20 protein-coding genes are annotated in these 25,844 nt (G+C 62.2%); 11 read left to right on the top strand and 9 right to left on the bottom strand.

Going from position 1 to position 25,844, the window contains the following annotated elements; translation table 11 throughout:
- Positions 1 to 27: 27 nt before the first annotated feature.
- The gene (locus AAHB08_RS06860) at positions 28 to 255 is read left to right on the top strand and encodes a hypothetical protein (protein ID WP_139439402.1); all 228 of its coding nucleotides are present in this window, start codon (positions 28 to 30) and stop codon (positions 253 to 255) included.
- Positions 243 to 1,277, top strand: a complete 1,035-nt coding sequence (fbp, locus tag AAHB08_RS06855) for a class 1 fructose-bisphosphatase (protein ID WP_139439401.1) — start codon at positions 243 to 245, stop codon at positions 1,275 to 1,277. The genes AAHB08_RS06860 and fbp overlap by 13 nt, the downstream gene beginning before the upstream one ends.
- Positions 1,278 to 1,385: 108 nt before the next feature.
- On the opposite strand, the gene mfd is transcribed toward fbp, so the two are convergent.
- Both mfd and AAHB08_RS06845 read right to left on the bottom strand, forming a co-directional pair.
- The gene (gene mfd, locus AAHB08_RS06850) at positions 1,386 to 4,841 is read right to left on the bottom strand and encodes a transcription-repair coupling factor (protein ID WP_342058556.1); all 3,456 of its coding nucleotides are present in this window, start codon (positions 4,839 to 4,841) and stop codon (positions 1,386 to 1,388) included.
- 40 nt (positions 4,842 to 4,881) lie between these two features.
- A complete protein-coding gene (locus AAHB08_RS06845) occupies positions 4,882 to 5,457 on the bottom strand; it encodes a PilZ domain-containing protein (protein ID WP_342058500.1) in 576 nt (191 codons plus the stop codon).
- Positions 5,458 to 5,763: 306 nt separating this feature from the next.
- Here AAHB08_RS06845 and AAHB08_RS06840 point away from each other — a divergent pair, with 306 nt between their 5' ends.
- The 3 genes from AAHB08_RS06840 to lolE all read left to right on the top strand — a co-directional run bounded on the left by AAHB08_RS06840 (position 5,764) and on the right by lolE (position 9,036).
- Positions 5,764 to 6,999, top strand: coding sequence for a lipoprotein-releasing ABC transporter permease subunit (locus AAHB08_RS06840; protein WP_319916952.1), 1,236 nt, complete (start codon positions 5,764 to 5,766; stop codon positions 6,997 to 6,999).
- Between the two features lie 97 nt (positions 7,000 to 7,096).
- Positions 7,097 to 7,795, top strand: coding sequence for a lipoprotein-releasing ABC transporter ATP-binding protein LolD (lolD, locus tag AAHB08_RS06835; RefSeq protein WP_042650389.1), 699 nt, complete (start codon positions 7,097 to 7,099; stop codon positions 7,793 to 7,795).
- On the top strand, positions 7,795 to 9,036 hold the full coding sequence (gene lolE / locus AAHB08_RS06830; protein ID WP_342058499.1) for a lipoprotein-releasing ABC transporter permease subunit LolE: 1,242 nt from the start codon (positions 7,795 to 7,797) through the stop codon (positions 9,034 to 9,036). The genes lolD and lolE overlap by 1 nt, the downstream gene beginning before the upstream one ends.
- A 101-nt stretch (positions 9,037 to 9,137) precedes the next feature.
- Here the strand turns inward: lolE and yfbR are convergent, their stop codons facing one another.
- Together yfbR and AAHB08_RS06820 are read right to left on the bottom strand one after the other, a co-directional pair.
- The gene (gene yfbR / locus AAHB08_RS06825; protein WP_139439396.1) at positions 9,138 to 9,728 is read right to left on the bottom strand and encodes a 5'-deoxynucleotidase; all 591 of its coding nucleotides are present in this window, start codon (positions 9,726 to 9,728) and stop codon (positions 9,138 to 9,140) included.
- Between the two features lie 90 nt (positions 9,729 to 9,818).
- Positions 9,819 to 10,253, bottom strand: coding sequence for a YccF domain-containing protein (locus tag AAHB08_RS06820; protein ID WP_342058498.1), 435 nt, complete (start codon positions 10,251 to 10,253; stop codon positions 9,819 to 9,821).
- A gap of 430 nt (positions 10,254 to 10,683) precedes the next feature.
- Here AAHB08_RS06820 and tig point away from each other — a divergent pair, with 430 nt between their 5' ends.
- From tig to ppiD, 6 genes are all read left to right on the top strand, one after another.
- Complete coding sequence (gene tig, locus AAHB08_RS06815; protein WP_025326817.1) at positions 10,684 to 11,994, top strand: trigger factor; 1,311 nt, start codon at positions 10,684 to 10,686, stop codon at positions 11,992 to 11,994.
- 86 nt (positions 11,995 to 12,080) lie between these two features.
- Positions 12,081 to 12,704 carry an ATP-dependent Clp endopeptidase proteolytic subunit ClpP gene (gene clpP, locus AAHB08_RS06810; protein WP_005324106.1) on the top strand — a complete coding sequence of 208 codons (624 nt, stop codon included), beginning with the start codon at positions 12,081 to 12,083 and terminating at the stop codon, positions 12,702 to 12,704.
- A 70-nt stretch (positions 12,705 to 12,774) separates the two neighbouring features.
- Positions 12,775 to 14,049, top strand: a complete 1,275-nt coding sequence (gene clpX, locus AAHB08_RS06805; protein WP_005324108.1) for an ATP-dependent protease ATP-binding subunit ClpX — start codon at positions 12,775 to 12,777, stop codon at positions 14,047 to 14,049.
- Positions 14,050 to 14,189: 140 nt separating this feature from the next.
- Positions 14,190 to 16,544 carry an endopeptidase La gene (lon, locus tag AAHB08_RS06800; protein ID WP_139439393.1) on the top strand — a complete coding sequence of 785 codons (2,355 nt, stop codon included), beginning with the start codon at positions 14,190 to 14,192 and terminating at the stop codon, positions 16,542 to 16,544.
- Positions 16,545 to 16,784: 240 nt separating this feature from the next.
- Positions 16,785 to 17,057 (top strand): nucleoid-associated protein HU-beta, encoded by a 273-nt coding sequence (gene hupB / locus AAHB08_RS06795; RefSeq protein WP_005315375.1) that lies wholly within the window; start codon positions 16,785 to 16,787, stop codon positions 17,055 to 17,057.
- A gap of 149 nt (positions 17,058 to 17,206) precedes the next feature.
- Positions 17,207 to 19,120, top strand: coding sequence for a peptidylprolyl isomerase (gene ppiD, locus AAHB08_RS06790; protein WP_342058497.1), 1,914 nt, complete (start codon positions 17,207 to 17,209; stop codon positions 19,118 to 19,120).
- 294 nt (positions 19,121 to 19,414) lie between these two features.
- Here the strand turns inward: ppiD and AAHB08_RS06785 are convergent, their stop codons facing one another.
- From AAHB08_RS06785 to AAHB08_RS06765, 5 genes are all read right to left on the bottom strand, one after another.
- Positions 19,415 to 21,007 (bottom strand): ABC-F family ATPase, encoded by a 1,593-nt coding sequence (locus AAHB08_RS06785; protein ID WP_139439391.1) that lies wholly within the window; start codon positions 21,005 to 21,007, stop codon positions 19,415 to 19,417.
- A 210-nt stretch (positions 21,008 to 21,217) separates the two neighbouring features.
- On the bottom strand, positions 21,218 to 22,873 hold the full coding sequence (locus AAHB08_RS06780) for a cation acetate symporter (RefSeq protein ID WP_139439390.1): 1,656 nt from the start codon (positions 22,871 to 22,873) through the stop codon (positions 21,218 to 21,220).
- Entirely contained in the window at positions 22,870 to 23,181 is a 312-nt protein-coding gene (locus AAHB08_RS06775) for a DUF485 domain-containing protein (RefSeq protein ID WP_139439389.1), read from the bottom strand. Before AAHB08_RS06775 ends, AAHB08_RS06780 begins: the two co-directional genes overlap by 4 nt.
- A 107-nt stretch (positions 23,182 to 23,288) precedes the next feature.
- Complete coding sequence (locus AAHB08_RS06770) at positions 23,289 to 23,915, bottom strand: 3'-5' exonuclease (RefSeq protein WP_342058496.1); 627 nt, start codon at positions 23,913 to 23,915, stop codon at positions 23,289 to 23,291.
- 2 nt (positions 23,916 to 23,917) lie between these two features.
- Positions 23,918 to 25,705 (bottom strand): putative nucleotidyltransferase substrate binding domain-containing protein, encoded by a 1,788-nt coding sequence (locus tag AAHB08_RS06765; protein ID WP_342058495.1) that lies wholly within the window; start codon positions 25,703 to 25,705, stop codon positions 23,918 to 23,920.
- Between the last annotated feature and the right edge of the window lie 139 nt (positions 25,706 to 25,844).

Here is a 25,844-nt window from a genome sequence, read left to right as displayed (position 1 = left end):
GAAATAGCATTCTTGTCACGAATTAACATGATGAAAGATGCCGGATGGCACCCTTTTTTCACGGTGAAAGCCCGTGGTGGCGCGGTATTCTGGCGATTTATACGGCGGCTTAATTCGCTGCAAAAACAAAAAACAGGCGTTACATTAGGTTACAAAACAACGCTGCCGAGGATCGGCACTTTTTTTGCCGACACTTGCAAACGTTTTCAACGGCCAACGGAAACGATCTTAAAGGAACAAGAATGCGAAACATGATCACCATGGGCGAGTTCATCGTCAAAAAGCAGGCGGACTACCCTACCGCGACCGGCGAGCTGACCTCCTTGCTCAGCTCCATTCGTCTGGCTGCCAAGGTGGTGAACCGGGAGATCAACAAGGCGGGGCTGGCGGACATCATCGGCTCCATGGGGGCCGAAAACGTGCAGGGGGAGGTGCAGCAGAAGCTGGACGTCTACGCCAACGAGCGCTTCAAGGCGGCCCTCGAGGCCCGTGGCGAGGTGTGCGGCATGGCGTCCGAGGAGGAGGAGGACTTCGTCTCCTTCGATTCCGAGCTCTCCCGCCACTCCAAGTACGTGGTGCTGATAGACCCCCTGGACGGCTCTTCCAACATAGACGTCAACGTCTCGGTCGGGACCATCTTCTCCATCTACCGCCGGGTCAGCAAGCCGGGGGCCGGGGTGACCCTGGAGGACTTCCTGCAGCCGGGCAACCGCCAGGTGGCCGCCGGTTACGTGGTCTATGGCTCCTCCACCATGTTGGTCTACACCACCGGGTTTGGGGTCAACGGCTTCACCTACGACCCTTCCATCGGCTGCTTCTGCCTCTCCCACGAGAACATCCGCATCCCGGAGGAGGGCAAGATCTACTCCATCAACGAGGGCAACTACATCAAGTTCCCGGACGGGGTGAAGAAGTACCTGAAATATTGCCAGGAGCGTGACGAGGCGACCCACAGGCCCTACACCTCCCGCTACATCGGCTCCCTGGTGTCGGATTTCCATCGCAACCTGCTCAAGGGCGGCATCTACATCTATCCGTCCGGCACCAACTCCCCGAACGGCAAGCTGCGCCTGCTCTACGAGTGCAACCCCATGGCCTTCCTGGTGGAGCAGGCCGGTGGCAAGGCGTCCGACGGCTTTGGCCGCATCATGGATATCCAGCCCACGGCGCTGCACCAGCGTACCCCCTACTTCGTCGGCTCCACCAGGATGGTGGAGCGGGCCGAGGCCTTCATGCGGGAATTCTCCGCCCACGAGGATCCGGCCCGTCAGGGGTGATGCCCGGTTTGTCGCCATGGTCGCGGCAATAGCCACATAAAAAACGGGAGCCGATATGGCTCCCGTTTTATTTGGGTAAGTGGCTGGCCGCCTCATCACCCCCCCCCCTCAGGGGTTGGCGTGGCTGGCGAGATCCGTCAGCAGGGCATCCACCAGTTTCAGCCGCATGGCTCTCTCCTGGTTCGGTACCTGGAAGCGCAATCGGGTGGGTCCATCCATTTTATAGATACGTGGCTGCTCGGAGAGCAGTTTTACCAGATAGGTCGGGTTGACCCTGGTCTCCTGGGTGAAGTCCAGGTAGCCGCCGCGATCGCTCATCTCCACCCGGCGAATGCCCAGCGCCGTGGCCCGCTGGCGGAAGGCCGCGATCTCCATCAGGGTCTTGGTCGGCTCCGGCAGCAGGCCGAAGCGATCGATGAGCTCCACCTTCAGCTCGCGCAGCTCCTGCTCGTCCACCGCGCTGGCGATGCGCTTGTACATGGACAGACGCATGTTGACGTCCGGTATGTAGTCGTCCGGCAACAGTGCCGGCAGGCGCAGCTCTACCTCGGTGTGCTGGCTCATGAGTTGCTCCAGCGACGGCTCCTTGCCATGCTTGAGGGCCTCTACCGCCTGTTCCAGCATCTCCATGTAGAGGGTGAAGCCCACCGATTCGATCTGGCCGCTCTGATCGTCGCCGAGCAGCTCGCCCGCGCCCCGGATCTCCAGATCGTGGGTGGCGAGCGCAAAACCGGCCCCGAGATCTTCCAGCGAGGCGATGGCTTCCAGCCGCTTGGCCGCATCCTTGGTCATCAGCTTGGGATGGGGGGTGAGCAGGTAGGCATAGGCCTGGTGGTGGGAGCGGCCGACCCGGCCCCGCAACTGGTGCAGCTGGGCAAGACCGAGGTGATCGGCCCTGTCCATGATGATGGTGTTGGCGCTCGGCACGTCGATGCCGGTCTCTATGATGGTGGTGCACACCAGCAGGTTGAAGCGCTGGTGGTAGAAGTCCGACATAATGCGCTCGAGGTCGCGCTCGCGCATCTGGCCGTGGGCGATGCCAAGGCGCGCCTCCGGCACCAGCTCAGCGAGATCCGCCGCGCACTTCTCTATGCTCTCCACGTCGTTGTGCAGGTAGTAGACCTGACCGCCGCGCTTCAATTCCCGCAGTACCGCCTCGCGCACCACCGCCGGCTCGTGCTGGCGCACGAAGGTCTTGATGGCGAGCCGCTTGGCGGGCGGGGTGGCGATGATGGAGAGATCCCGCATGCCGGACATCGCCATGTTAAGGGTGCGCGGGATCGGGGTGGCGGTGAGGGTGAGGATGTCCACGTCGGCGCGCAGCGCCTTGATCTTCTCCTTCTGGCGCACCCCGAAGCGATGCTCCTCATCGACGATGAGCAGCCCCAGATCCTTGAAGGTGAGCTCGGAGCCGAGCAGCTTGTGGGTGCCTATGATGATGTCCACCTTGCCATCGGCCAGCTCCTTCAAGACGCTGGTCTGCTCCTTGGCGGAGCGGAAGCGGCTCAGCACCTCCACCCGCACCGGCCAGTTGGCGAAGCGGTCGCGGAAGTTGTCGTAGTGCTGCTGGGCCAGCAGGGTGGTGGGCACCAGCACGGCGACCTGCTTGCCACCGTGCACCGCCACGAAGGCCGCCCGCATCGCCACCTCTGTCTTGCCAAAGCCCACGTCGCCACACACCAGGCGGTCCATGCTCTTGGCCTGGCACATGTCCCCCAGCACCGCATTGATGGCGTTGAGTTGATCCTCTGTCTCCTCGAACGGGAAGCTGGCGGCAAACTGGCGGTAACTCTCCTTGTCGTGCTTGAAGGCAAAGCCGGCCCGCGCCGCGCGATGGGCATAGACGTCCAGCAGCTCGGCCGCCACGTCGCGCACCTTCTCCGCCGCCTTGCGCCGCGCCTTGACCCAGGCCTCGCCGCCGAGCTTGTGGCTGGGGGGGTTATCCGACCCCGTGTAACGGCTGATGAGGTGGAGGTTGGTGACCGGCACGAACAGCTTGTCGCCACCGGCGTATTCCAGGGTGAGGAACTCGGTGGGCAGGCCGCCGGCATCCAGGGTCTCGAGCCCGAGATAGCGGCCGACCCCGTGATCCAGATGCACCACGGGCTGGCCCTGGGTCAGCTCGCCGAGGTTTCTGATCACCGCATCCGAGCTCAGGTTCTTGCTCTTCTCCCGCTGCCGCTTGCTTCTGATCTTGCCGCCGAGCAGCTCGGTCTCTGTGATGAGGGCCAGGGCCTCTGCCCCGGCGGGTTCGAGCAGGAAGCCCCGCTCCAGCGGGCTGACCAGCAGGCCATGACGCGCCTTGCTCCCGACGAACTCCTCGAGGGAGGCGAACTCCCTGGGTTGCAGCGCGATCCGCGCCAGCAGATCCCCGAGCCCCTCGCGCCGCCCCTCGGACTCCACCGCAAACAGGGTGCGGCCGGCAAAGCCTTGCAGGAACTGGCTGAGGGCCAGCAGGGGCTGCTCCTTGCTGTGATCGAGCTGCAGGTCGGGCAGGGGGGCTATGGGCAAGTCGTGCTGGCCCGCACCGCCGTCGGTGGCGGCCTCCTGCAGGCGCACGGCGCCATACTGGCCGAGCGCCGCAAACAGCTGCTCCACCGGCAGGTAAATTTGCTGGGGGGGCAGCAGGGGGCGGGTGTTGTCCCAGCGCCTGTCCTCATAGCGCTGGCCTATGTCGTTCCAGAAGCGCTGGGCCGCCGGGTAGATCTCCCCCACGGTGAGCAGCAGGGTGTTGTCCGGCAGGTAGTCAAACAGGCTGGCGGTCTGGCTGAAGAAGAGCGGCAGATAGTATTCGATGCCGGCGGGCCAGCGCCCCTTGCTCACCTCCTGATAGACGGAGCCCTCCGCCCGCGACAGCTCGAACTGCTCGCGAAACTGTCCGCGAAACAGCTCGATGGCGGCCTCGTCGGTGGGAAATTCCCGGGCGGGCAACAGGCTCACCGACTTGACCGGCTCGCTGGAGCGCTGGCTCTCGGGATCGAAGGGGCGGATGGAGTCCACCTCGTCGTCGAAGAAGTCGATGCGATAGGGGCGGCTGCTGCCCATGGGGAAGAGATCCAGCAGGGAGCCGCGGGCGGCGAACTCGCCGTGCTCCAGCACCTGCTCCACCGCCACATAGCCCGCCTCGGCCAGCCGTCCCCGCAACTGTTGCAGGTTGAGGCGCTGGCCGCTGGTCACCATCAGGCTGTATTTGTCGAGATAGGCCTGGGGCGCCGTGCGCAGCATCAGGGTGGAGATGGGCACGATCAGCACGCCGCTGCTCATCTGCGGCAGCGTATAGAGGGTCTCGAGCCGCTGAGAGATGATGTCCTGATGGGGGGAGAAGGTGTCGTAGGGCAGGGTCTCCCAGTCCGGGAACATCAGCACGGGGCAACCCTGATCGGCCAGCAGGAAGCCAAGCTCCTGTTCGAGGCGCAGGGCGCTCGGGGTATCGGCGGTCACCAGCAGGACGGGGCGGTTGGCCTCCCGGGTGAGGCGGGCGGCAACCAGCGCCAGGCTGCTGCCGACCAGCTGGCCCAGAGTCAATTTCTGGCCCGCTTTGGCGGGCAAGGCGGGGAGTTTCATTGGCATCGTTCGATTCTTTTAACGTTGACGTTGGCTGTGATTAGCGCTGACGCTCTTGGGCACGCAGCTTGAGCTGTTTCGATTGCACATGCAGGCTGGCACGCACCAGCAGCTCCCTGTCATCCTCGCGGATCCGCACATAGTCGAGCACCACATGGGTGCCGTGCTCGCCGGGCTCCCGCTGCTTGACCTCGCCATAGCAGTAGACGGCGGAGGCCTCTTCCCGCAGGAAGATCTTGAGCCGCACTAGCTGGTTCAGCTGCGGCGGCTCGCCGTGCCCCTGGTGCGGGTGCAGGTAGGTGAGCTGACCGGCGCCAAAGCGCAGGGTGTGGAAGCGATGCTCGGGGTGGTCCTGCGCCGCCAGCACGAAGCCCATGATCATGTCGATCTTGCGGGACTGCTGGTTGATGATCTCCACCAGATCGTGCATGGACTCGTTCTGGTTGCGCAGCAACCGGCTGCTCACCAGATCGATGGAGGTGATGGCGGAGGCGATGCGAAAGGGCTCGGGCAGCTCGGCATCAAGGGCCTCCAGCGTCGGCAGGTGAAAGTCGGCCGGCATGGGGATCACATTGACCGGCGTGGCATGGGTGACGCTGAAGAACTGTTCCTGCATGGAGGCTATCCCTTGTTGTTATAGACGATTTTTAAAGGCGCTGTTGACCTTGCCCCGCGGCGGCGTCCCCGATCTGGCGCGAGACGCCATCTCCGGCCGTCCCAGGGGCTCTCCCGTCTGGCGGCGCAACATGGCGGCGGGGGCCTCGCATCGGGCGAAACATGGCGCCATGGGCGGCCTCTCGGGCTCAGGGGAATGGGCCATTGCGCCAGCCCCGGCGTCATCTGCTGCGGCAACGCGGCTTGCGTTGAGGCGTCAACAGACCCTATTATCCGGCATCTTATTTTGTTGGCAACGTAGATATCCTTGAAGACCGGACTTTTTCAGCCACTCTCGCTGGCCATAGGCCTGCGTTATGCAGGCTCGCGACGCAGTAACCGCTTCGTCTCCTTTATCTCCCTGTTTTCCACCTTTGGCATCGCCATCGGGGTTGCTGCCCTGATGGTGGTCATTTCGGTGATGAACGGGTTCGAGGGGCAGCTCAAGGGGCGCATTCTCGGGGTGATCCCCCACGTGGTGGTGACCAATCCGGCGGGGCGCATCGATGCCCATCCGCCCGGCCTGCCCGATCTCGACACGTTGCCCCACGTGGTGGCCACGGCCCCCATGCTCGACAGCGAAGGCATGTTGCAAAGCCCGGGCCAGCTCACCGGGGTGAGCGTGCAGGGGATAGATCCGGCCCGCTGGCCCAAGGATGACATCCTCCATGCCCAGATGCTGGGGGGGCGGCTGGACAGCCTGCAGCGCGGCCAATACCACATAGTGCTGGGGCAGGGGGTGGCCAACCGCCTCAAGGTCTCCATTGGCGACGAGGTGCGTCTCATCCTGACCGAAGGGACCCGCTTCACCCCCTTTGGCCGGGTACCGGCCCAGCGGATCTTCACCGTCTCCGGCATCTTCGGGGTTGGCGCCGACGTGGACAGCCAGGTGGCGCTGATTGCCCTGGGGGACGCCCAGCGCCTGCTGCGCCTGCCCGAGGAGACGGTGGGCGGCATCCGCCTCTGGCTCGACGATCCCTTCGCCGCCGACCAGGTGGTCAAAACCGCGCTGCCGGACGGGCTGGAGTGGCAGGACTGGCGCCGGGAGCGAGGTGAACTCTTCCAGGCGGTGGCCATGGAGAAACGCATGATGGGGCTGATGCTGGTGCTGATCATCGCGGTCGCCACCTTCAACATCCTCTCCGCCCTGGTGATGGTGGTCACCGACAAGGAAGGGGAGGTGGCCATACTGCGTACCATGGGCATGAGCGAGTCGGGGATCGTCAAGATTTTCATGGTGCTGGGGGCGTCGAGCGGCGTCATCGGCGCCCTGTTCGGCGGTCTGGCGGGGCTGGCCCTGTCGTTCGGACTCAACCCCCTGCTCGATGCGATGGGGCTCAACCTCTATATGGCGGCGGGGGGCAGCGGTCTGCCGGTCATCGTCGAACCCGCCCAGGTCATGACCATCTTGCTGGGGGCCGTGCTGCTGAGCTTCAGTGCCACCCTCTATCCGGCGGCCCGTGCGGCCCGGGTCAAACCGGCCGAGGCATTACGTTATGAATAGCGCTGTGAATCCATCATCTTCTGTTGTTACCTCCGGTGCGAGTGCCGGCGTTGTGACTGGTGCCAATGTGGTCACCGGTATAAGTGGAGCCCCTGTTATGAATGAACCCCAGTCCTGCGAGCCTCTGCTGCGCTGTCAGGCCCTCAACCATGTCTATAAAGAGGGCAATCTGGAGACCCAGGTGCTCAAGGGGATAGATCTCTGCGTCGCCCCCGGCGAGATGCTGGCGGTGGTGGGGAGCTCGGGCTCGGGCAAGACCACCTTGCTGCACCTGATGGGGGCGCTGGACAACCCCTCGAGCGGCGCCGTGCTGTTCAAGGGGCAGGATATCCACCACTGGGACAGCAAGACCCAGGCCCGTTTTCGCAATCAGGAGCTGGGCTTCGTCTATCAGTTCCACCACCTGCTGGCCGAGTTCACCGCGCTGGAAAACACCGCCATGCCGCTGCTGATCGCCGGCGAGTCGGTGGCGAGCGCCACCGACAAGGCGACCCGGATGCTGGGGCGGGTGGGGCTCTCCCACCGTCTCAATCACAGGCCTTCCGAGCTGTCCGGTGGCGAGCGCCAGCGGGTGGCCATCGCCCGTGCCCTGGTCAACGAGCCGAGCCTGGTGCTGGCGGACGAGCCCACCGGCAACCTGGATCACGCCAGCGCCACTGCGGTGTACGAACTGCTCTGCGAGCTCAACCGGGAGCTGGGCACGGCCTTCGTGGTGGTCACCCATGACTTGAGCCTCGCCGCCAAGCTGCACCGCCGGGTGACCCTGGTGAGCGGCATCATGGCGGAGGTCGCCTGATGTTCAAGCCGCTGCCCCTCTTTCTGGGCCTGCGTTACAGCCGCTCCCGCCGTCGCAACGGCTTCATCGCCTTTATTTCCGCCTCTTCCCTGATCGGCATTGCCCTCGGGGTGATGGCCCTCATTCTTGGCCTCTCCGCCATGAACGGCTTCGAGCGGGAGCTTAAAAACAGGGTGCTCTCGGTGGTGCCTCACGGGGAACTCATCGGCATGGAGGCGCCGCTGCCCGACTGGCCGAGGCTTCGGGACTACCTGCTGGCCCAGCCCGGGATCGAGGCCGCGGCCCCGGTCATCCGCCTCGATGGCCTGCTGGAGCACGGCTCCGCCATCAAGGGGGTGCAGGTGCGTGCCGTGCTGCCCGAGCTCGAGGCGAACCTGTCGGATGCAGGCAACTACATGACGGGGCTGGGTTTTCGTGAACTGGAGGCGGGCGAGCACGGGGTGATCCTCGGCAAGACCATAGCCGACAAGCTGGGGGTCAAGATAGGTGACCCCGTGACCCTGCTGCTGCCCCAAGGGGGAGACGAGACGGGGATCAAGAATCCCCGGCGGGAGACCCTGACCGTGGTGGGGCTGCTGGAGATAGGCGGCCAGCTCGACGGCGTGCTCGGCTTCATGCACCTGGCCGACGCCCAGTCCATCACCGGCATGGGTAGCGCGGTGGAAGGCTTCAGCCTCAAGGTGAACGACGTGCTCAAGGCGCAGTCCATCACGGTGGCGGCCGCCCGCAAATTCCCGCACTACGTCTACATCAGCAGCTGGATGAGCCGCCAGGGCTATCTCTATCAGGACATCCAGATGGTGCGCACCGTCATGTACGTGGTGATGCTGATGGTGGTGGCGGTGGCCTGCTTCAACATCGTCTCCACCCTGGTGATGGCGGTGAACGAGAAGCGCAGCGAGATCGCCATCTTGAAGACCATGGGGGCGAGCCCGGGCCAGATCCGGCTCACCTTCGTCATCCAGGGGATGGTGAACGGGGTGGCGGGGGCCTTGCTCGGTGCCCTGCTGGGGGGGCTGCTTTCGAGCAAGCTGACCCAGATCCTGAGCGGTATCGAACAGCTTATAGGCCATCGTTTCCTCAACCCGGACATCTACTTCATCGACTTCCTGCCGACCGAGCTGCACATGCAGGATCTGGTGATAGTGACCAGTGCCGCCATCCTGATGAGTCTGCTGGCCACCCTCTATCCCGCCTGGCGGGCCAGCGGTCTGGTGCCCTCCCGGGAGCTGGGTCACTGATCCGAGGGCCAAGTCTGCCAAGCCTGGCAATATGCTGAACAAAGAAGGGCCCGCCGGTCTGCACCGGCAGGCCCTTCTCTCTTCTGGTCGTTCCGACTGGCTTAGTGGGCGTTGAGCTCATCGAGGGGCAGGGAGAAGCTCGCCACGAACACATCGATGAAGTAGCGCATGGCCGGGTTCATCCTGGCCTCCAGCATCTGTTCGAGGCGCTTGCGCGCGGGCTCGAACTCCCGGTTGCCTGCATTTATCTCCTCCAGACACTTGGTATAGGCACAGAGGGTGTCGGCATCCTTCACCAGCCGGGCGAGGGCGTCGTCCTGGGCAGCGGAGTCGAGCAGGGGGCGAAAGTCTTCCATCAGCTCGGGAGGCAGCATGCCCAGCAGGCGCTGTTCGGCGGCGAGTTCAATCTTCTTGTACTCGCGGGCTATCTCGGGGTTGAAGTACTTGACCGGGGTCGGCAGATCGCCGGTCAGCACCTCGCTGCTGTCGTGATAGAGGGCCATCACGGCGGCGTGGTTGGCATCCACCTTGCCATCAAACAGCCGGTTGCTGATGACGCCGAGGGCGTGGGCCACCATGGCCACCTGCAGGCTGTGCTCGGCGATGTTTTCCGGCTGTATGTTGCGCATCAGGGGCCAGCGGTAGATGAGCCGCATGCGGGCGAGGTTGGCGAAGAAGTGGCTGGGCAGCATGGAGGACCTCGAACTGGGGCAATGAAAAAGGGCAGACCCTAGTCTGCCCTTTTTTGACATCCCAGGCATAGCCTGGCGATGCATTCTTGCTTAGCGAATATAGCGACCGGATTCGGCCTCGTGGTTGGTCACCACCATCTGGCCTATGGGGGCCAGGGCAATCAGGGCCAGCTTGAGGTGCTGGATGCCGAACGGGATGCCGATGATGGTCACGAAGCAGGCCAGGGCCGAGGCGATGTGACCTATGGCCAGCCAGACGCCGATCACCAGGAACCAGAGGATGTTGCCAATCATCCCGAGGGCACCTGTGCCTATGTCGCTCTGCCCCGTCATTGTCTTGCGGTTGACCGCCTGCTTGCCAAACGGGAAGAAGGTAAAGGTACCGATGACGAAACAGGCGCGCCCCCAGGGGATCCCTATCAGGGAGACGAAGCAGAGCAGCCCGGCCAGCCACCAGGCCAGCCCCATAAAGACGCCCCCCAGTACAAACCAGAGCAGATTGAACAAGAAGCGGAAAAAGGACATGTGGGTCTCTCCAGACTCATAAATTGGCAGTCACCATAGCGAGCGGCGCCGAGGGACGCAATGGCTGATGCGAGAAGGCGGACAATTTGGGTCGCAGACCCCCTGACCGCGGCTCTCCCGATGACGCCGGGAGATGAAAAAAGCATAGCGTGACGTGCAAAAGGGTGAGCAAGCGCAAATTATTGCGAACCTGATGCTTGAACTCGGCGCAAGGCTTCCCCATATAGGAGGCAGTCTTGCGCAAATTGTGCTGTCTGTGCCCCGGATGGGGGATGTGCGGCTCGACGCGACCAATGTGCGCCGCTATAATGTCGCGTCATATTTTCTCATCACAAAGACAGTCGTTGTCTTTATAAACAGGAAGACTCCGGGTTTTGCCCAGGGGTAATAAAGGGTCAGCACACAGTGCTGAGTTGAACGAGGTAAAAGAATGCAAGTTTCTGTAGAGACAACCCAAGGTCTGGAACGCCGTCTTACCATCACTGTACCGGCTGCTACCGTTGACGCTGCCGTGCGTAAAGAATTGAATGGCCTGGCCAAGACTCGTCGCATCGACGGTTTCCGTCCTGGCAAGGCTCCGGTTGCCATCATCAAGAAGATGTTCGGCGCCATGGCCCATGCCCGCGTTGCCGATGAAATGATGCAGAACAACTTCATCAAGGCCATCATCGAGAGCAAACTGAGCCCGGCCGGTGCGCCGACCATGGATCCGAAAGAGATCAAGGAAGGCCAGGATTTCGAATTCACCGCCACTTTCGAAGTGTACCCGGAGTTTGAAGTCGCCGGTCTCGAGAGCATCAAGGTCGAGAAGCCGGTTGCCTCCGTCAAGGATGCCGACCTGGCCAACATGATCGACACCCTGCGCAAGCAGCACGCCACCTGGTCTGACGTCGATGCCGCTGCCGCCAATGGCATGCGTGTCACCCTGGACTTCGTCGGTTCCATCGACGGTGAAGAGTTCGACGGTGGCAAGGCTGAAGGTTTCACTCTGGAACTGGGCGCCGGCCGCATGATCCCTGGCTTCGAAGACGCCATCCTGGGCAAGAAAGCGGGCGACGAGTTCACCATCGAGGTGACTTTCCCGGCTGACTACCACGCCGAAGCCCTGAAGGGCAAAGCGGCCAAGTTCGCCTCCAAGCTGAACAAGGTTGAAGAGCAGGTGCTGCCTGAGCTGACCGAAGAGTTCGTCAAGCGTTTTGGCATCGAGAGCGGCAGTGTCGAAGAGCTGAAAGCCGAAGTGCGCAAGAACATGGAGCGCGAACTGGCTCAAGCCCTGAAGAACAGCGTGAAAGAGCAGGTTCTGAACGGCCTGGTTGAAGCCAACCAGATCGATCTGCCAAAGGCTGCCGTTGCCCAGGAAATCGACGCCCTGCGTCAGCAAGCCCTGCAGCGTTTCGGTGGCTTCCAGGGCGGCAACGCCCCCGAGCTGCCGGCCGAGCTGTTCCAGGCGCAAGCCGAGCGTCGCGTACGCGTCGGTCTGCTGCTGGGTGACGTCATCCGCACCAACGAGATCAAGGCCGACGACGCCCGTGTGACCAGCATCATCGAGTCCATGGCCACTGCCTACGAAGATCCGAAGGAAGTGATCGAGTACTACCAGAAGAACGAGCAGATGCTGAACGGCGTTCGTAACCTGGCCATCGAAGATCAAGCCATCGACCTGATCCTGTCCAAGGCACAAGTGACCGAGAAAGAAGTTGCCTTCGACGAAGTGATCAACAAGTCCGGTGCCGCTGCCTAAGAACATTTGACTTAAGGTCAAAACTGTTAAGTATAATGGCTCGTGTGATCTCCACTCGGGCCATTTTATTTTAGGGACAATGCCTTATGTACAAGAACTATAACGATGTGACTGAATCCCCACGCAATGCGCTCATCCCTATGGTGGTCGAGCAGACGGCGAAAGGGGAGCGTTCCTATGACATCTATTCCCGTCTGCTCAAGGAGCGGGTGATCTTCCTGACCGGTCAGGTTGAGGATCACATGGCGAATCTGGTGGTGGCTCAGCTGCTGTTCCTGGAGTCCGAAAACCCGGATCAGGACATCAGCATCTACATCAACTCGCCGGGTGGTGCCGTCACTGCGGGGATGTCCATCTATGACACCATGCAGTTCATCAAGCCGGACGTCAGCACCGTCTGCATGGGGCAGGCCTGCTCCATGGGCGCCTTCCTGCTGGCCGGCGGTGCCAAGGGCAAGCGCTTCTGCCTGCCTAACGCTCGGGTGATGATCCACCAGCCGCTGGGCGGTTTCCAGGGCCAGGCATCTGACATCCAGATCCATGCCCAGGAGATCCTGAAAATCAAGAATACCCTGAACGATCGTCTGGCTTTCCATACCGGACAGGACATGGCCACCATCGAACGCGACACCGACCGTGACAACTTCATGTCGGCCGAGCAGGCCGTGGCCTATGGTCTGGTTGACGGCATCCTGAGCCAGCGCGGCTGAGCAGGGTATCCCGTCCTGTTGTAAACTCAACAGGACGATCCATCCTCTATTGATAAAACGAGGTCGCTGAATGACAGAGAAACGCAAGGGTGAGGGCGACAAGCTGCTTTATTGCTCTTTCTGCGGCAAAAGCCAGCATGAAGTGCGTAAGCTGATCGCTGGCCCTTCCGTCTACGTATGTGATGAGTGTGTCGAGCTGTGCAACGACATCATCCGCGAGGAGATCCGCGAGATCTCTCCCAAGCGCGATGGTAGCGAGCTGCCGACCCCTCATGAAATCCGCGCTCATCTGGACGACTACGTGATCGGGCAGGAGTACGCCAAGAAGGTGCTGGCAGTTGCCGTCTACAACCACTACAAGCGTCTGCGCAGCGGCAGCGAGTCCGGTGGTGTGGAGCTTGGCAAGTCCAACATCCTGCTGATTGGCCCGACCGGCAGCGGCAAGACCCTGCTGGCCGAGACGCTCGCCCGTCTGCTGGATGTGCCCTTCACCATGGCCGATGCCACCACATTGACCGAAGCCGGTTATGTGGGCGAGGACGTGGAGAACATCATCCAGAAGTTGCTGCAAAAGTGCGACTACGACGTGGAGAAGGCCCAGCGCGGCATCGTCTACATCGACGAGATCGACAAGATCTCCCGCAAGTCGGACAACCCCTCCATCACCCGCGATGTCTCCGGGGAAGGGGTGCAGCAGGCACTGCTGAAGCTGATCGAAGGCACCATCGCCTCCGTGCCGCCACAAGGGGGCCGCAAGCATCCGCAGCAGGAGTTCCTGCAGGTTGATACCTCCAAGATCCTCTTCATCTGTGGTGGCGCCTTCGCCGGCCTGGACAAGGTGATCGAGCAGCGTTCCGTCAAGGGGACCGGCATCGGCTTTGGTGCCGACGTCAAATCCAAGAATGCCAAGGCGACCTTAAGCGAGAACTTTGCCAAGGTGGAGCCGGAAGATCTGATCAAGTACGGTCTCATCCCCGAGTTCATCGGTCGTCTGCCGGTGGTGGCGACCCTCACCGAGTTGGACGAAGCGGCCCTCATCCAGATCCTGAAAGAGCCGAAGAACGCGCTGACCAAGCAGTATGCCGCGTTGTTTGCCCTGGAAGAGGTGGAGCTGGAGTTCCGTGACGACGCCCTGAACGCCATCGCGCGCAAGGCGATGGAGCGCAAGACCGGTGCCCGTGGCCTGAGATCCATCGTCGAAGCCGTGTTGCTCGACACCATGTATGACCTGCCCTCCCTGGAAGGGGTCAGCAAGGTGGTGATCGACGAGACGGTGATCAAGGGGGACTCCGCCCCCCTGATGATCTACGACAATCCCGAGACACAGGCCGCAGCGTCAGAGTAACTGACTGATTTTTAATCACATAAAGGGGCATTTTGCCCCTTTCATGCTTTTTACGGCCAAGGCGATTGAATCTCATCTTTGCGCCCCCATATACTCAGCCAAGCGCTTTGCCAACGGTATAACAAGCCGAGAGGACATATATGAACCTAGAGCGTTCAGAACGCATCGAGATTCCCGTCCTGCCTCTTCGTGACGTGGTGGTTTACCCCCACATGGTCATTCCACTCTTTGTGGGGCGGGAAAAATCCATTCGCTGTCTGGAAGCGGCCATGGAGCAGGACAAGAAAGTCCTGCTGGTGGCCCAGAAGGATGCGTCAACTGACGAGCCGACGGTGGAGGAGATCTTCTCCGTCGGGACAGTGGCCAACATTTTGCAGATGCTCAAGCTGCCTGACGGCACCGTCAAGGTGCTGGTGGAAGGGGGCCAGCGTGCCCGTCTTGAGCGGATGATCGATGACAAGGACTTCTTCGTCGGTGAGGCGCAGTACATAGCGTCTGCCCCCATCGAGGAGAAGGATCAGGATGTGCTGGTGCGCTCCGCCATCGGCCAGTTTGAAGGCTACATCAAGCTCAACAAGAAGATCCCGCCCGAGGTGCTGACCTCGATCTCGGCGATCGATGATGCGGCGCGCCTGGCTGACACCATGGCTGCCCACATGCCGCTCAAGCTCGAAGACAAGCAGAAGGTGCTGGAAATCGCCTCTGTGTCCGAGCGCATCGAGTTTCTGATGGCCATGATGGAGTCGGAGATCGATCTGTTGCAGGTCGAGAAGCGCATCCGCTCCCGGGTCAAGAAGCAGATGGAGAAGAGCCAGCGGGAGTACTATCTCAACGAGCAGATGAAGGCCATCCAGAAAGAGCTGGGTGAGCTGGAAGACAGTCCGGACGAATTCGAAGCCCTCAATCGCAAGATTGACGAGGCGGGGATGCCGGACGATGCCCGTGAGAAGGCCTTGGCCGAGCTTGCCAAGCTGAAGATGATGTCCCCCATGTCCGCGGAAGCCACAGTGGTGCGCAGCTATGTGGACTGGATGGTGCAGGTGCCGTGGAAGGCCCGCTCCAAGGTCAAGAAGGATCTCGCCAAGGCCCAAGAGGTGCTGGATTCGGATCACTATGGCCTGGACAAGGTCAAGGATCGCATCCTCGAGTACCTGGCGGTGCAGGCGCGGGTGAACAAGCTCAAGGGCCCCATCCTCTGCCTGGTCGGGCCTCCCGGTGTGGGCAAGACCTCGCTCGGTCAGTCCATCGCCAAGGCGACCGGTCGCAAGTACGTGCGCATGGCGCTCGGCGGCGTGCGTGACGAGGCGGAGATCCGCGGTCACCGCCGCACCTATATCGGCTCCATGCCCGGCAAGCTCATCCAGAAGATGGCGAAGGTCGGCGTGAAGAACCCGCTGTTCCTGCTCGATGAAATCGACAAGATGAGCTCGGACATGCGCGGCGATCCCGCTTCCGCCCTGCTGGAAGTGCTGGATCCCGAGCAGAACAGCAGCTTCAACGATCACTATCTGGAAGTGGATTATGACCTGTCGGACGTGATGTTCGTGGCCACCTCCAACTCCATGAACATCCCGGGTCCGCTGCTGGACCGGATGGAAGTGATCCGTCTGTCCGGTTACACCGAGGACGAGAAGCTCAACATCGCCAAGCAGCACCTGGTGGCCAAGCAGATCCAGCGCAACGGCCTGAAGGAGTCCGAGATCACCATCGAAGACTCCGCCCTGATCGGCGTCATCCGCTACTACACCCGCGAGGCGGGGGTGCGTAGCCTGGAGCGCGAGATCTCCAAGATCTGTCGCAAAGCGGTCAAACGCATCCTGCTGGACAAGAGCATCAAGCATGTTCAGGTCAATCAGGAGAACCTCAAGGAGTTCCTCGGGGTGCAGCGTTTCGACTACGGCAAGGCCACCAGCCAGAACCAGATCGGTCAGGTGTGCGGGCTGGCGTGGACCGAAGTGGGGGGCGATCTGCTCACCATCGAGACCACCAACATGCCGGGCAAGGGCAAGCTCACTTATACCGGTTCCCTCGGTGACGTGATGCAGGAGTCCATCCAGGCCGCCATGACGGTGGTGCGGGCCCGTGCCGAGAAGCTGCGCATCAATGCCGATTTCTACGAGAAGCGCGACATCCACGTGCACGTGCCGGAAGGGGCGACCCCGAAGGACGGCCCGAGTGCCGGTATCGCCATGTGTACCGCCCTGGTCTCCAGCCTCACCGGCAACCCGGTGCGTGCCGACGTGGCCATGACCGGCGAGATCACCCTGCGGGGCGAAGTGCTGCCCATAGGGGGTCTCAAGGAGAAACTGCTGGCGGCTCACCGTGGCGGTATCAAGCGTGTGCTCATCCCGAAAGAGAACGAACGAGATCTCGAGGAGATCCCGGACAATGTCAAACAAGACCTTGAAATTTATCCGGTTCGCTGGATTGATGAGGTGCTTGCACTGGCGTTGCAGGACAATCCGCAGGGTTTCGAACGCGTTTCTGTCGTGTAAATGTTGATGCGCCGCAAATTTGGCGCATTCGGGGGGTGGTTAAGGCTTGCATGCGCCGGATAACGGAAGTAGCCTTGACCACCGATCGGGTACTCATGATGAGTCGCAATGCGTGATGTGGCGCGGGTTTGCGCCAGATTGTCACTTGCAACTGATCAGGAGGCTTGTTATAAAACCTCCACTTGTTGTGGCCAGGGAAATCAGTGCCGCAGCGATGTTCGATAAAAGGGGAATATAAGAGTGAATAAATCTCAACTGATTGACAAGATTGCAGACGGTGCTGATATCTCCAAAGCCGCCGCTGGTCGTGCGCTGGATGCTTTCATTGACGCCGTTGGTGAAGCCCTGAAAGAGGGTGACCAGGTTGCTCTGGTTGGCTTCGGTACTTTCGCCGTTCGCGAGCGTGCCGCTCGTTCTGGCCGTAACCCGCAAACTGGTGCGACCATCGAAATCGCTGCCGGTAAAGTTCCTGCCTTCAAAGCCGGCAAGGCCCTGAAAGACGCGGTCAACTAAGCCGGGCGCTGATTTTCATCGGCTCCGACCTTGGTCGCTGACCAGACAAGTGAGAGGGCTCTCCCTCATACTGATTGACCAAGGCGCATCGCAATCGGTGCGCCTTTTCATTATTCATGCCCATCGAGTTCGGGAGCATAAGTACAAACATGATGTTGGATAAACTACGCGAAGGGGCGCAGGGCAAGGTAGCCAAGGTTATCTTGGGCCTGATCATCCTCTCCTTTGCCTTGGCCGGTGTAGGCAGCTACCTCAATGGCCCGGCACGTACCGCCCCCGCTACCGTCAACGGCAATGACATCAGTGCCCCCGCACTGGAGAATGCCTATCGCAACGAGCGGGCCCGCATGGAATCCCAAATGGGTGAGGCCTTCAACCAGCTGGCCGCCAACCCCGACTACATGAAACAGTTCCGCCGCGGCGTGCTGGACCGGCTGATCGATCAGGCGCTGATCGATGACAAGGCCCGTCAGCTCGGCCTACGGGTCAGTGACGAGCAGATCAAGCAGGCCATCGTCGCCATGCCGGAGTTTGCCGAGGACGGCAAGTTCAACAACGATCGCTACCTGCAGCTGATCCGCCGTGCCGGCATGACCCCCGAGATGTTCCGCGACTCTCTGCGCCAGGACATGGTGCGCCAGCAACTGATGGGCGCCGTGCTGGGCTCCGAGTTCGCCCTCAAGGGCGAGGCCGAGCAGCTCGACAAGCTCTACAACCAGACCCGGGACTTGCGCCTGGTGCGCCTGGCTGCCTCCGCCTACCTGGGTGAGGTCGAGGTGAGCGACGCCGAGGTGGATCAGTTCTACAAGACCAACAGCGGCCGCTTCATGAACGATGAGAAGGTCAAGGTCGACTACCTGCTGCTGGATGCGGCTAACCTCGGCAAGAACATCAAGGTGACCGAGCAGGATGCCCAAGATTATTACGATCAGCACCAGGACCTGTTCCAGCGTGCCGAGCGTCGCCGCGTGGCACACATCCTGATCCCCTTTGGCAAGGATGAGAAGGCGGCCCAGCAGAAGGCCGACGAGCTGCTGGCCAAGGTCAAGGGCGGTGAAGACTTCGCGACCCTGGCCAAAGCCAACTCCAGCGATACCTTCTCCGCCAAGAAGGGCGGCGAGCTCGACTGGTTCGAGAAAGGGGTGATGGATCCGGCGTTCGAGCAGGCGGCCTTCGCGCTGACCAAGGCGGGCGATCTCTCCACCGTGGTGAAGAGCCCGTTTGGTTTCCACATCATCAAGCTGCTGGCCGTCGAGCCTGGCAAGACCAAGCCGTTCGTGGATGTGATGAGCGAAACCATCACCCGTCTGCAAGCGGACAAGGCCAAGGAGCTGTTCTTTGCCGAGCAGCAGAAGATGGCCGACAGCAGCTTCGAGAACCCGGACTCCTTGGATCTGACTGCCGAAGCCATGGGTCTGAAGGTGATCTCGTCTGATTACTTCAGCCAGGCCGATGCCCAGGCGCCCCTCAATGATCCCAAGGTGCTTGCGGCTGCCTTCTCCGAGCAACTGCGCGACGAGAACACCAACTCCGACGTGATCGAGCTCTCCGATGGCAAGGCGCTGGTGCTGCACATCATGGGTCACCAGCCCAAGGCGGCCAAGCCGCTGGCGGAGATCAAGGATCAGGTGATTGCGGCCATCAAGCATGAGAAGGCCAGCGAAGTGGCCCGTGGCAAGGCCCAGGGCCTGCTCGACAAGCTGCACGCCGGCGAGGACATCCAGGCCGATCTGACCACCCTCGGGCTGAAGGTGGAGAGCCACAAGGGTGTTTCCCGCTTCGCCCAGGAGATGGATCAGAACCTGCTGGCCCAGGCGTTCCGCATGCCCCATCCGAAGGATGGCAAGCCGAGCGTCGAGCTGGTGGCCGAAGCCAATGGCGATCGCGTGGTGGTGGCGCTGGACAAGGTCAATCTGACCAAGGAGCCCTCCCAGATGGTGAGCCTGCTGCAAGGCCAGCTCGGTCAGGGCAAGGCCCAGGCCGACTACAAGTCGCTGATCGACGAGCTGCGCAAAGCGGCCAAGATTGAGTATTTCACCGACGTGGAGGCGACCGTCGAGTAATCGATACACGCCCTCAATTGAAAACGGCTCCTTGATGGAGCCGTTTTTTTATGTCCCGACCATGCTCTGCTCTGCAAGCGCGGGCGGGCTGAAGAGGGAAGGGGCCAGGCATGGGCTGGTGCTGTCTATCCTGGGACAAGCCGGACGGCTGCATGGGAGTGTGCGGCTCTTGCTCAGCACTCTTGCTCCCCCCATCCCATCCTTCCCTTGCAGTGGGGGACGCTTGCTGGGGTGCACGGAGGCATAAAAAAACCGGCGCCACTGGCGCCGGTTTTACGATGTAAGACCCGGGAGTTACACCACGCCCTGACTGCGCAGGTAATCCTCGTAGGTGCCGCCGAAGTCGCGGATGCCGTTCTCGGTCAGTTCCATGATACGGGTCGCCAGGGAGGAGACGAACTCACGGTCGTGAGAGACGAAGATCAGGGTGCCCTGATACATCTCCAGCGCCAGGTTCAAGGATTCGATGGATTCCATGTCCAGGTGGTTGGTCGGCTCATCCATGATCAGGATGTTGGGACGCTGCATCATCAGCTTGCCGAACAGCATGCGACCCTGTTCGCCACCGGAGAGCACCTTGACCGGCTTCTTGATGTCGTCCTGGGAGAACAGCAGACGACCCAGCACCGAGCGTACCGCCTGCTCGTCTTCGTTGGGCTGCTTCCACTGGGACATCCAGTCGAACACGTTGAGATCGGTGTCGAAATCGTCGGCGTGATCCTGGGCGTAGTAGCCGATCTGGGCATTCTCGGACCACTTGATGGTGCCGCTGTCCGGCGCCAGCTCGCCCATGAGGGTCTTGATCAGGGTGGATTTACCGATGCCGTTGGTACCCAGAATGGCGACCTTCTCGCCCACTTCCAGCATCATGCTCAGGCCCTTGAACAGCGGCTCCTCACCATACCCCTTGGACAGCCCTTCGATCTCCAGGATGTTGCGGTAGAGCTTCTTCTCCTGCTCGAAGCGGATGAAGGGATTCTGACGGCTGGAGACCTTCACTTCCTCGATCTTGATCTTGTCGATCTGCTTGAGGCGGGAGGTGGCCTGGCTCGACTTGGAGGCGTTGGCACTGAAACGGGAGACGAAGGATTGCAGATCGGCAATCTGGGCCTTCTTCTTGGCGTTGTCGGCGATCAGACGCTCGCGGGCCTGGGTGGCCGCCGTCATGTATTCGTCGTAGTTGCCCGGGTAGACGCGCAGCTCGCCGTAGTCCAGATCCGCCATGTGGGTGCAGACGGAGTTCAGGAAGTGACGGTCGTGAGAGATGATGATCATGGTGCTTTCACGATCGTTGAGCACCTGCTCCAGCCAGCGAATGGTGTTGATGTCCAGGTTGTTGGTCGGTTCGTCCAGCAGCAGGATGTCGGGGTTGGAGAACAGCGCCTGTGCCAGCAGCACCCGTAGTTTCCAGCCCGGGGCCACTTCGCTCATGGGGCCGTTGTGCAGCTCGATGGGGATGCCGGCACCCAGCAGCAGCTCGCCGGCGCGGGATTCGGCGGTATAGCCGTCATACTCGGCGACCAGGCCTTCCAGCTCGGCGGCCTTCATGTAGTCGTCGTCGGTGGCGTCGAGGTTGGCATAGATGGCATCGCGCTCGGCGATGGCGGCCCACAGCTCGCTATGACCCATCATGACCACGTCCAGCACGCGCATCTCTTCGTAGGCGAACTGATCCTGGCGCAACTTACCGATGCGCTCGTTGACGTCCAGGCTCACATTACCGCCAGTGGGCTCCAGATCGCCGCCGAGGATCTTCATGAAGGTGGACTTGCCACAGCCGTTTGCGCCGATGAGGCCGTAGCGGTTGCCGCCGCCAAACTTGACGCTGATGTTCTCAAACAGCGGCTTGGCGCCGAACTGCATGGTGATGTTGTTGCTGCTTAACAAAGGAGATGTCCCGGGTTGTCTGTCAAATGGCGCGCATTATGGCACAGATCCCCCGAAAGTTTTAGCAAGAACTGTGATCGGGGCCCATTGCAACGGGGACCCGGTGGCGAAAAAGGCGTCGCTCACCTGAGGGGAGGGAAAGGAGAGGCGAGGGGGAGGCCCGGAATAAGAAAAGCCGGCACTGGGCCGGCTTGGGGGAGTCAGACAAGCTTAGTGGGCGGAGGCGCCGGAGGCACCGAGCCCGGTCTGGGAGCGGACGAATTGCGGGAAGAACTTCGCATGCTCGTCGGAGGCGTTCTGGGACTTGTCGGTGACCGAGAAGAACCAGATCCCGGCGAAGGCCAGCGCCATGGAGAAGAGTGCCGGGTATTCGTAGGGGAAGATCGCCTGGGCATGGCCCAGTACCTTCACCCACACGGTCGGGCCCAGGATCATCAGGGTCACGGCGCTGATGAGGCCCAGCCAGCCACCATAGACGGCGCCGCGGGTGGTGAGGCGGGACCAGAACATGGAGAGGAAGAGCACCGGGAAGTTGCAGCTCGCCGCGATGGAGAAGGCCAGGCCCACCATGAAGGCGATGTTCTGCTTCTCGAACAGTATGCCCAGACCGATGGCCACCACTCCCAGTACCAGGGTGGTCATCTTGGAGACGCGCAGCTCGTCGGCTTCGTTGGCCTTGCCTTCCTTGATGACGCAGGCATAGAGGTCGTGGGAGACCGCAGAGGCGCCCGCCAGGGTCAGCCCGGCGACCACGGCGAGTATGGTGGCGAAGGCCACGGCGGAGATGAAGCCGAGGAACAGGCTGCCACCCACGGCGTCGGCCAGATGGACGGCCGCCATGTTGGTGCCCCCCAGCAGGGCGCCGGTGGCGTCCTTGAAGTCCGGGTTGGTGCTGACCAGCAGGATGGCACCGAAGCCAATGATGAAGGTCAGGATGTAGAAGTAGCCGATGAAGCCGGTGGCATAGAACACCGATTTACGGGCTTCCTTGGCGTCGCTCACGGTGAAGAAGCGCATCAGGATATGGGGCAGACCGGCGGTGCCGAACATCAGGGCCAGCCCTAAGGAGATGGCGGAGATGGGGTCGGCCACCAGGCCACCCGGGCTCATGATGGCGGCGCCATTGGCATGGACCTTGACCGCTTCGCTGAACAGGGCGCCGATGTCGAAGTTGACGGACTTCATCACCATGATGGCCATGAAGGAGGCGCCGGAGAGCAGCATGACCGCCTTGATGATCTGGACCCAGGTGGTGGCCAGCATGCCGCCGAAGAGCACGTAGAGCACCATCAGGATACCGACCAGCACCACGGCCACATGGTATTGCAGGCCGAACAGCAGCTCGATGAGCTTGCCGGCACCCACCATCTGGGCGATGAGGTAGAGGGCGACCACCACCAGGGAGCCGCTGGCGGAGAGGCTGCGCACCGAGGTCTGCTTGAGGCGGTAGGAGGCCACGTCGGCGAAGGTGTACTTGCCGAGGTTGCGCAGCCGCTCCGCGATCAGGAACAGTATGATGGGCCAGCCCACCAGGAAGCCGATAGAGTAGATGAGGCCGTCATAGCCCGAGGTGTAGACCAGGGCGGAGATGCCGAGGAAGGAGGCGGCGGACATGTAGTCGCCGGCGATGGCCAGACCGTTCTGGAAGCCGGTGATGCGCCCGCCGGCGGCATAGTAGTCGGAGGCCGAGCGGTTGCGCTTGGAGGCCCAGTAGGTGATGAAGAGGGTGGCGGCCACGAAGGCCACGAACATCACGATGGCCGAGATGTTGAGGGGCTGGCGTTGCACCTCACCGGTCAGCGCATCGGCCGCCAGCAGGGGGGTGGACAACAGGCTGCCGAGCAGCAGCAGAGACTTGCCTTTCATGATTGCACTCCCTTGAGGATCTTCTGGTTCAGCTCGTCAAACTCGCCGTTGGCCCGGAATACATAGACGCCGGTCAGCACGAAGGAGGCGACGATGAGGCCCACGCCAACCGGGATGCCGCGGGTGATGCTGGAGCCGTCGCTGAGTGGGGTGCCAAGCCAGCCCGGGGCGAAGGCGATGAGCAGGATGAACGCCAGGTAGAGCCCCAGCATCAGGATGGAGAGGGTCCAGGCGAAGCGCTGGCGTTTGCTGACCAGCTCCTGGAAGTTGGGATCTTGCTGGATCCTCAGATAGCGTTGCTGTTCCATTGCAGTTCTCCGTGACGGTTGTGTCAGCTGTGATTGAAGGGTGTCCCTACCGAGCAGGAGACCTGCTCATGTAAGCAAAATGTGAATTAAATGTTATTTTTGGGCAATTAGACTTTGGGATAAGCCAGCGGGCCGCCCTGATGCAGGCGCAGGAAGATGAGGGCGGCGGCGGTGGCGTCACTCAGGGCGTCGTGCAGGGGCAGGGGCGGCAGCCCCAGATGCTGACAGATGGCGGTCAGATGCAGGTCGATGACAGCATCGGGATAGCGCCGAAAGAGCTGATCGTGATAGAGCCGGCTCACCTCTATGCCACGCTGGGGCAGGCGCAGCCCCCAGAGCCGCTGGCAGGCCAGATTGAGGATCCGCAAGTCATAGGCGATGTGGTAGCCCACCAGTTCGCGGGGGCCGATGAAGGCCAGCAGCAGACGCAGCGCGGCTTCCAGCGCCATTCCTTGCTGCAGATCCTGATGGCGCAGGCCGTGGATCACCACGGAGTGCGCGCTCAGGCTGGCCGGTGGCTGCACCCTGATGCTGAGGGCCTCGCCGATCAGCACCTGGTTACCCTGGATGCGCACCGCCCCGATGGAGACGATCTCCGCCTTGGCGGGATCCAGGCTGGTGGTCTCGAAATCCAGCGCCACCCACTCCTCCTCGGGGGGGGTCGCAAAGAGCGGGGCAAACTCCCCGTCCCGGAAGGCTCTACCCAGCCAATGACGTTGCCAGCGGCGCCACATGCCTATTGCCTAAGACGAAAGTGCAAGGTGAGCCACTGCTGGAACTTCTTCACCTGATGCAGGGCATGGCGCAGCAGATCCCTCTCCCCGTGCGCGAGTTCGCCAACCTGTACCCGGCTGTCGCCATCCTTGAGCTGGCTGCGCAGCCGCAGCCGCACAAACAGCCGGAAGGCTTCCGCCAAGTTGGCGCCATAGTCGGGACTGAGGCGCCCCGCGGCCACCAGGGCGTCGATCCGTCCCAGGGTCGAGGTCTCCAGCACTTCTGCCTCCAGGGCCAGCACCCGCAGGCCGTGCACCAGGGGGAAGAGGCCGCCGCGCTTGAGATCCAGCCCCTCGGGGGCCTGCTCCAGCCGGCCAAAGAGGGTGAGGGGGGTGTGAAAGGCGACCGCCGCCCGGGCCATCTCCGCCAGCAGATCCGGCCGGTCGGCCAGGCACTTTCTCAGGTGGCGGGCGAGGGGGGCGAGCAGGGGGCGATCCCCCATGATGGCCTGGGCATCGGCCAGGGTGGCGAGCCACAGCAGATCGGCCTCGCTGGCGCGCACACAGGCCTGCTCTATCTCATCCTGCCACTGGCGGGCCCCCTTGACCCACTCCGGATTGCTGACCATCACCTTCCCCGGGCAGGGGGGGTAGCCGAGGCGCGCGAGCAGGGCGCTGAAGGTGGCCAGATCGGCCTGCCGATCTGGCCAATGCAGGCCATCCGGCAGGATCAGGGCGTTGTCCTGATCGGTCTTCTGGATCTGCTCGCCGCGCCCCTCAGAGCCCAGCATCAGCAGGCACACCTGCTCCTGCACCTCGGGGGGGATCACCAGGGCGAAGGCCTTGGCGATCAACTGCTCGTTGATGGTGGCGATGAGCTTCATCAGAAACAGGGTATGGATCCCCTGGGCAAACAGGGTGCGGATGAGTTGCTGCTGCTCCCGGGCCACCGCCTCCAGGGCCCCCTGGCTGTCCGCCCGGGCGATGCGCAGGGTCAGCACATGGGAGTGGGCGGAGAAGAGCCCCAGCACCTGGGTCAGGTGCAGCACTCCCGCCACCTCCTGCCCCTGCCAGATGACCAGCCGCTTGATGCGGTGGCGGGTCATCAGCAGCAGGGCATCGAACAGATAGCTGCCTTGCGTCAGGCCGATCAGGGGCGCCGGGGTCAGCACCGCCAGGGTTGCCGTCAGGGGCAGCCCCTTGAGGGTCAGGGCGTGGAGCAGGGTCTTGCGGGTGGCCAGGCTCAGGCTGCCGTCGGCGGCGGGATAGAGCAGGCAGTCGGTGCCCCGGCTGGCCATGGCTTCGCTGGCGGCAAGCAGGCTGGTCTGGCTGTCGAGCTGCAGGGGCGGCTGCAGGTGGCCGGGGTCGATGCGGGTCAGGATAAATTCCGCCAGGTTTTGTTGCCCGAGCTGGCCGCGGCGCTCCTGCTCTCGCTGACGCTCGGCCAGGGTCGCGGTGAAATAGTGTGCGAAGGGAGGGTGCGCGTCGCACAGTCCCTGGAAGGTGTCGCGGGGGATCAGCTGGCAGAGGGTGTCCTCCAGGGCGCTGAAGCGATGGCGGCAGCGGCCGTCGAACTGGGCGCGCACGTCGAACATGTCCCCCACGCCATAGTCGCCGAAGGGCTGGTGGGGCGCCGACTCCTCCACCGCGCCCTTGATGACGAGGTAGAGGCCGGCGGGCTCATCCCCCGGCTGTTGCACCGTCTGGCCGGCGCGGAAGTAGCAGATGCTGAGGCGCTGGCCGAGTCGTTCACGGGCCGCCTCGCCCAGGCAATCAAAGGGCGGGCGGGCAAAATCGAACAGGAGTGACATGACAATTCTCGGCCTGTGGGCATGGGGCCAGTCTGGCAAAGGGACCAGGGCGGGGCCAGCCGACTTTAGTCGCAGAGCCGGGTTGGCCTCCCTGTACCTGCCGATAACACTCTGGTAACGTTGTGGTATGACCAGTGTC

The organism is Aeromonas sp. OTU364, from assembly GCF_038440395.1.
Classification (GTDB): Bacteria; Pseudomonadota; Gammaproteobacteria; order Enterobacterales; family Aeromonadaceae; genus Aeromonas.
Note: the sequence above shows the minus strand (reverse complement) of the source record. Positions and strands in the feature narration are given on the sequence as shown.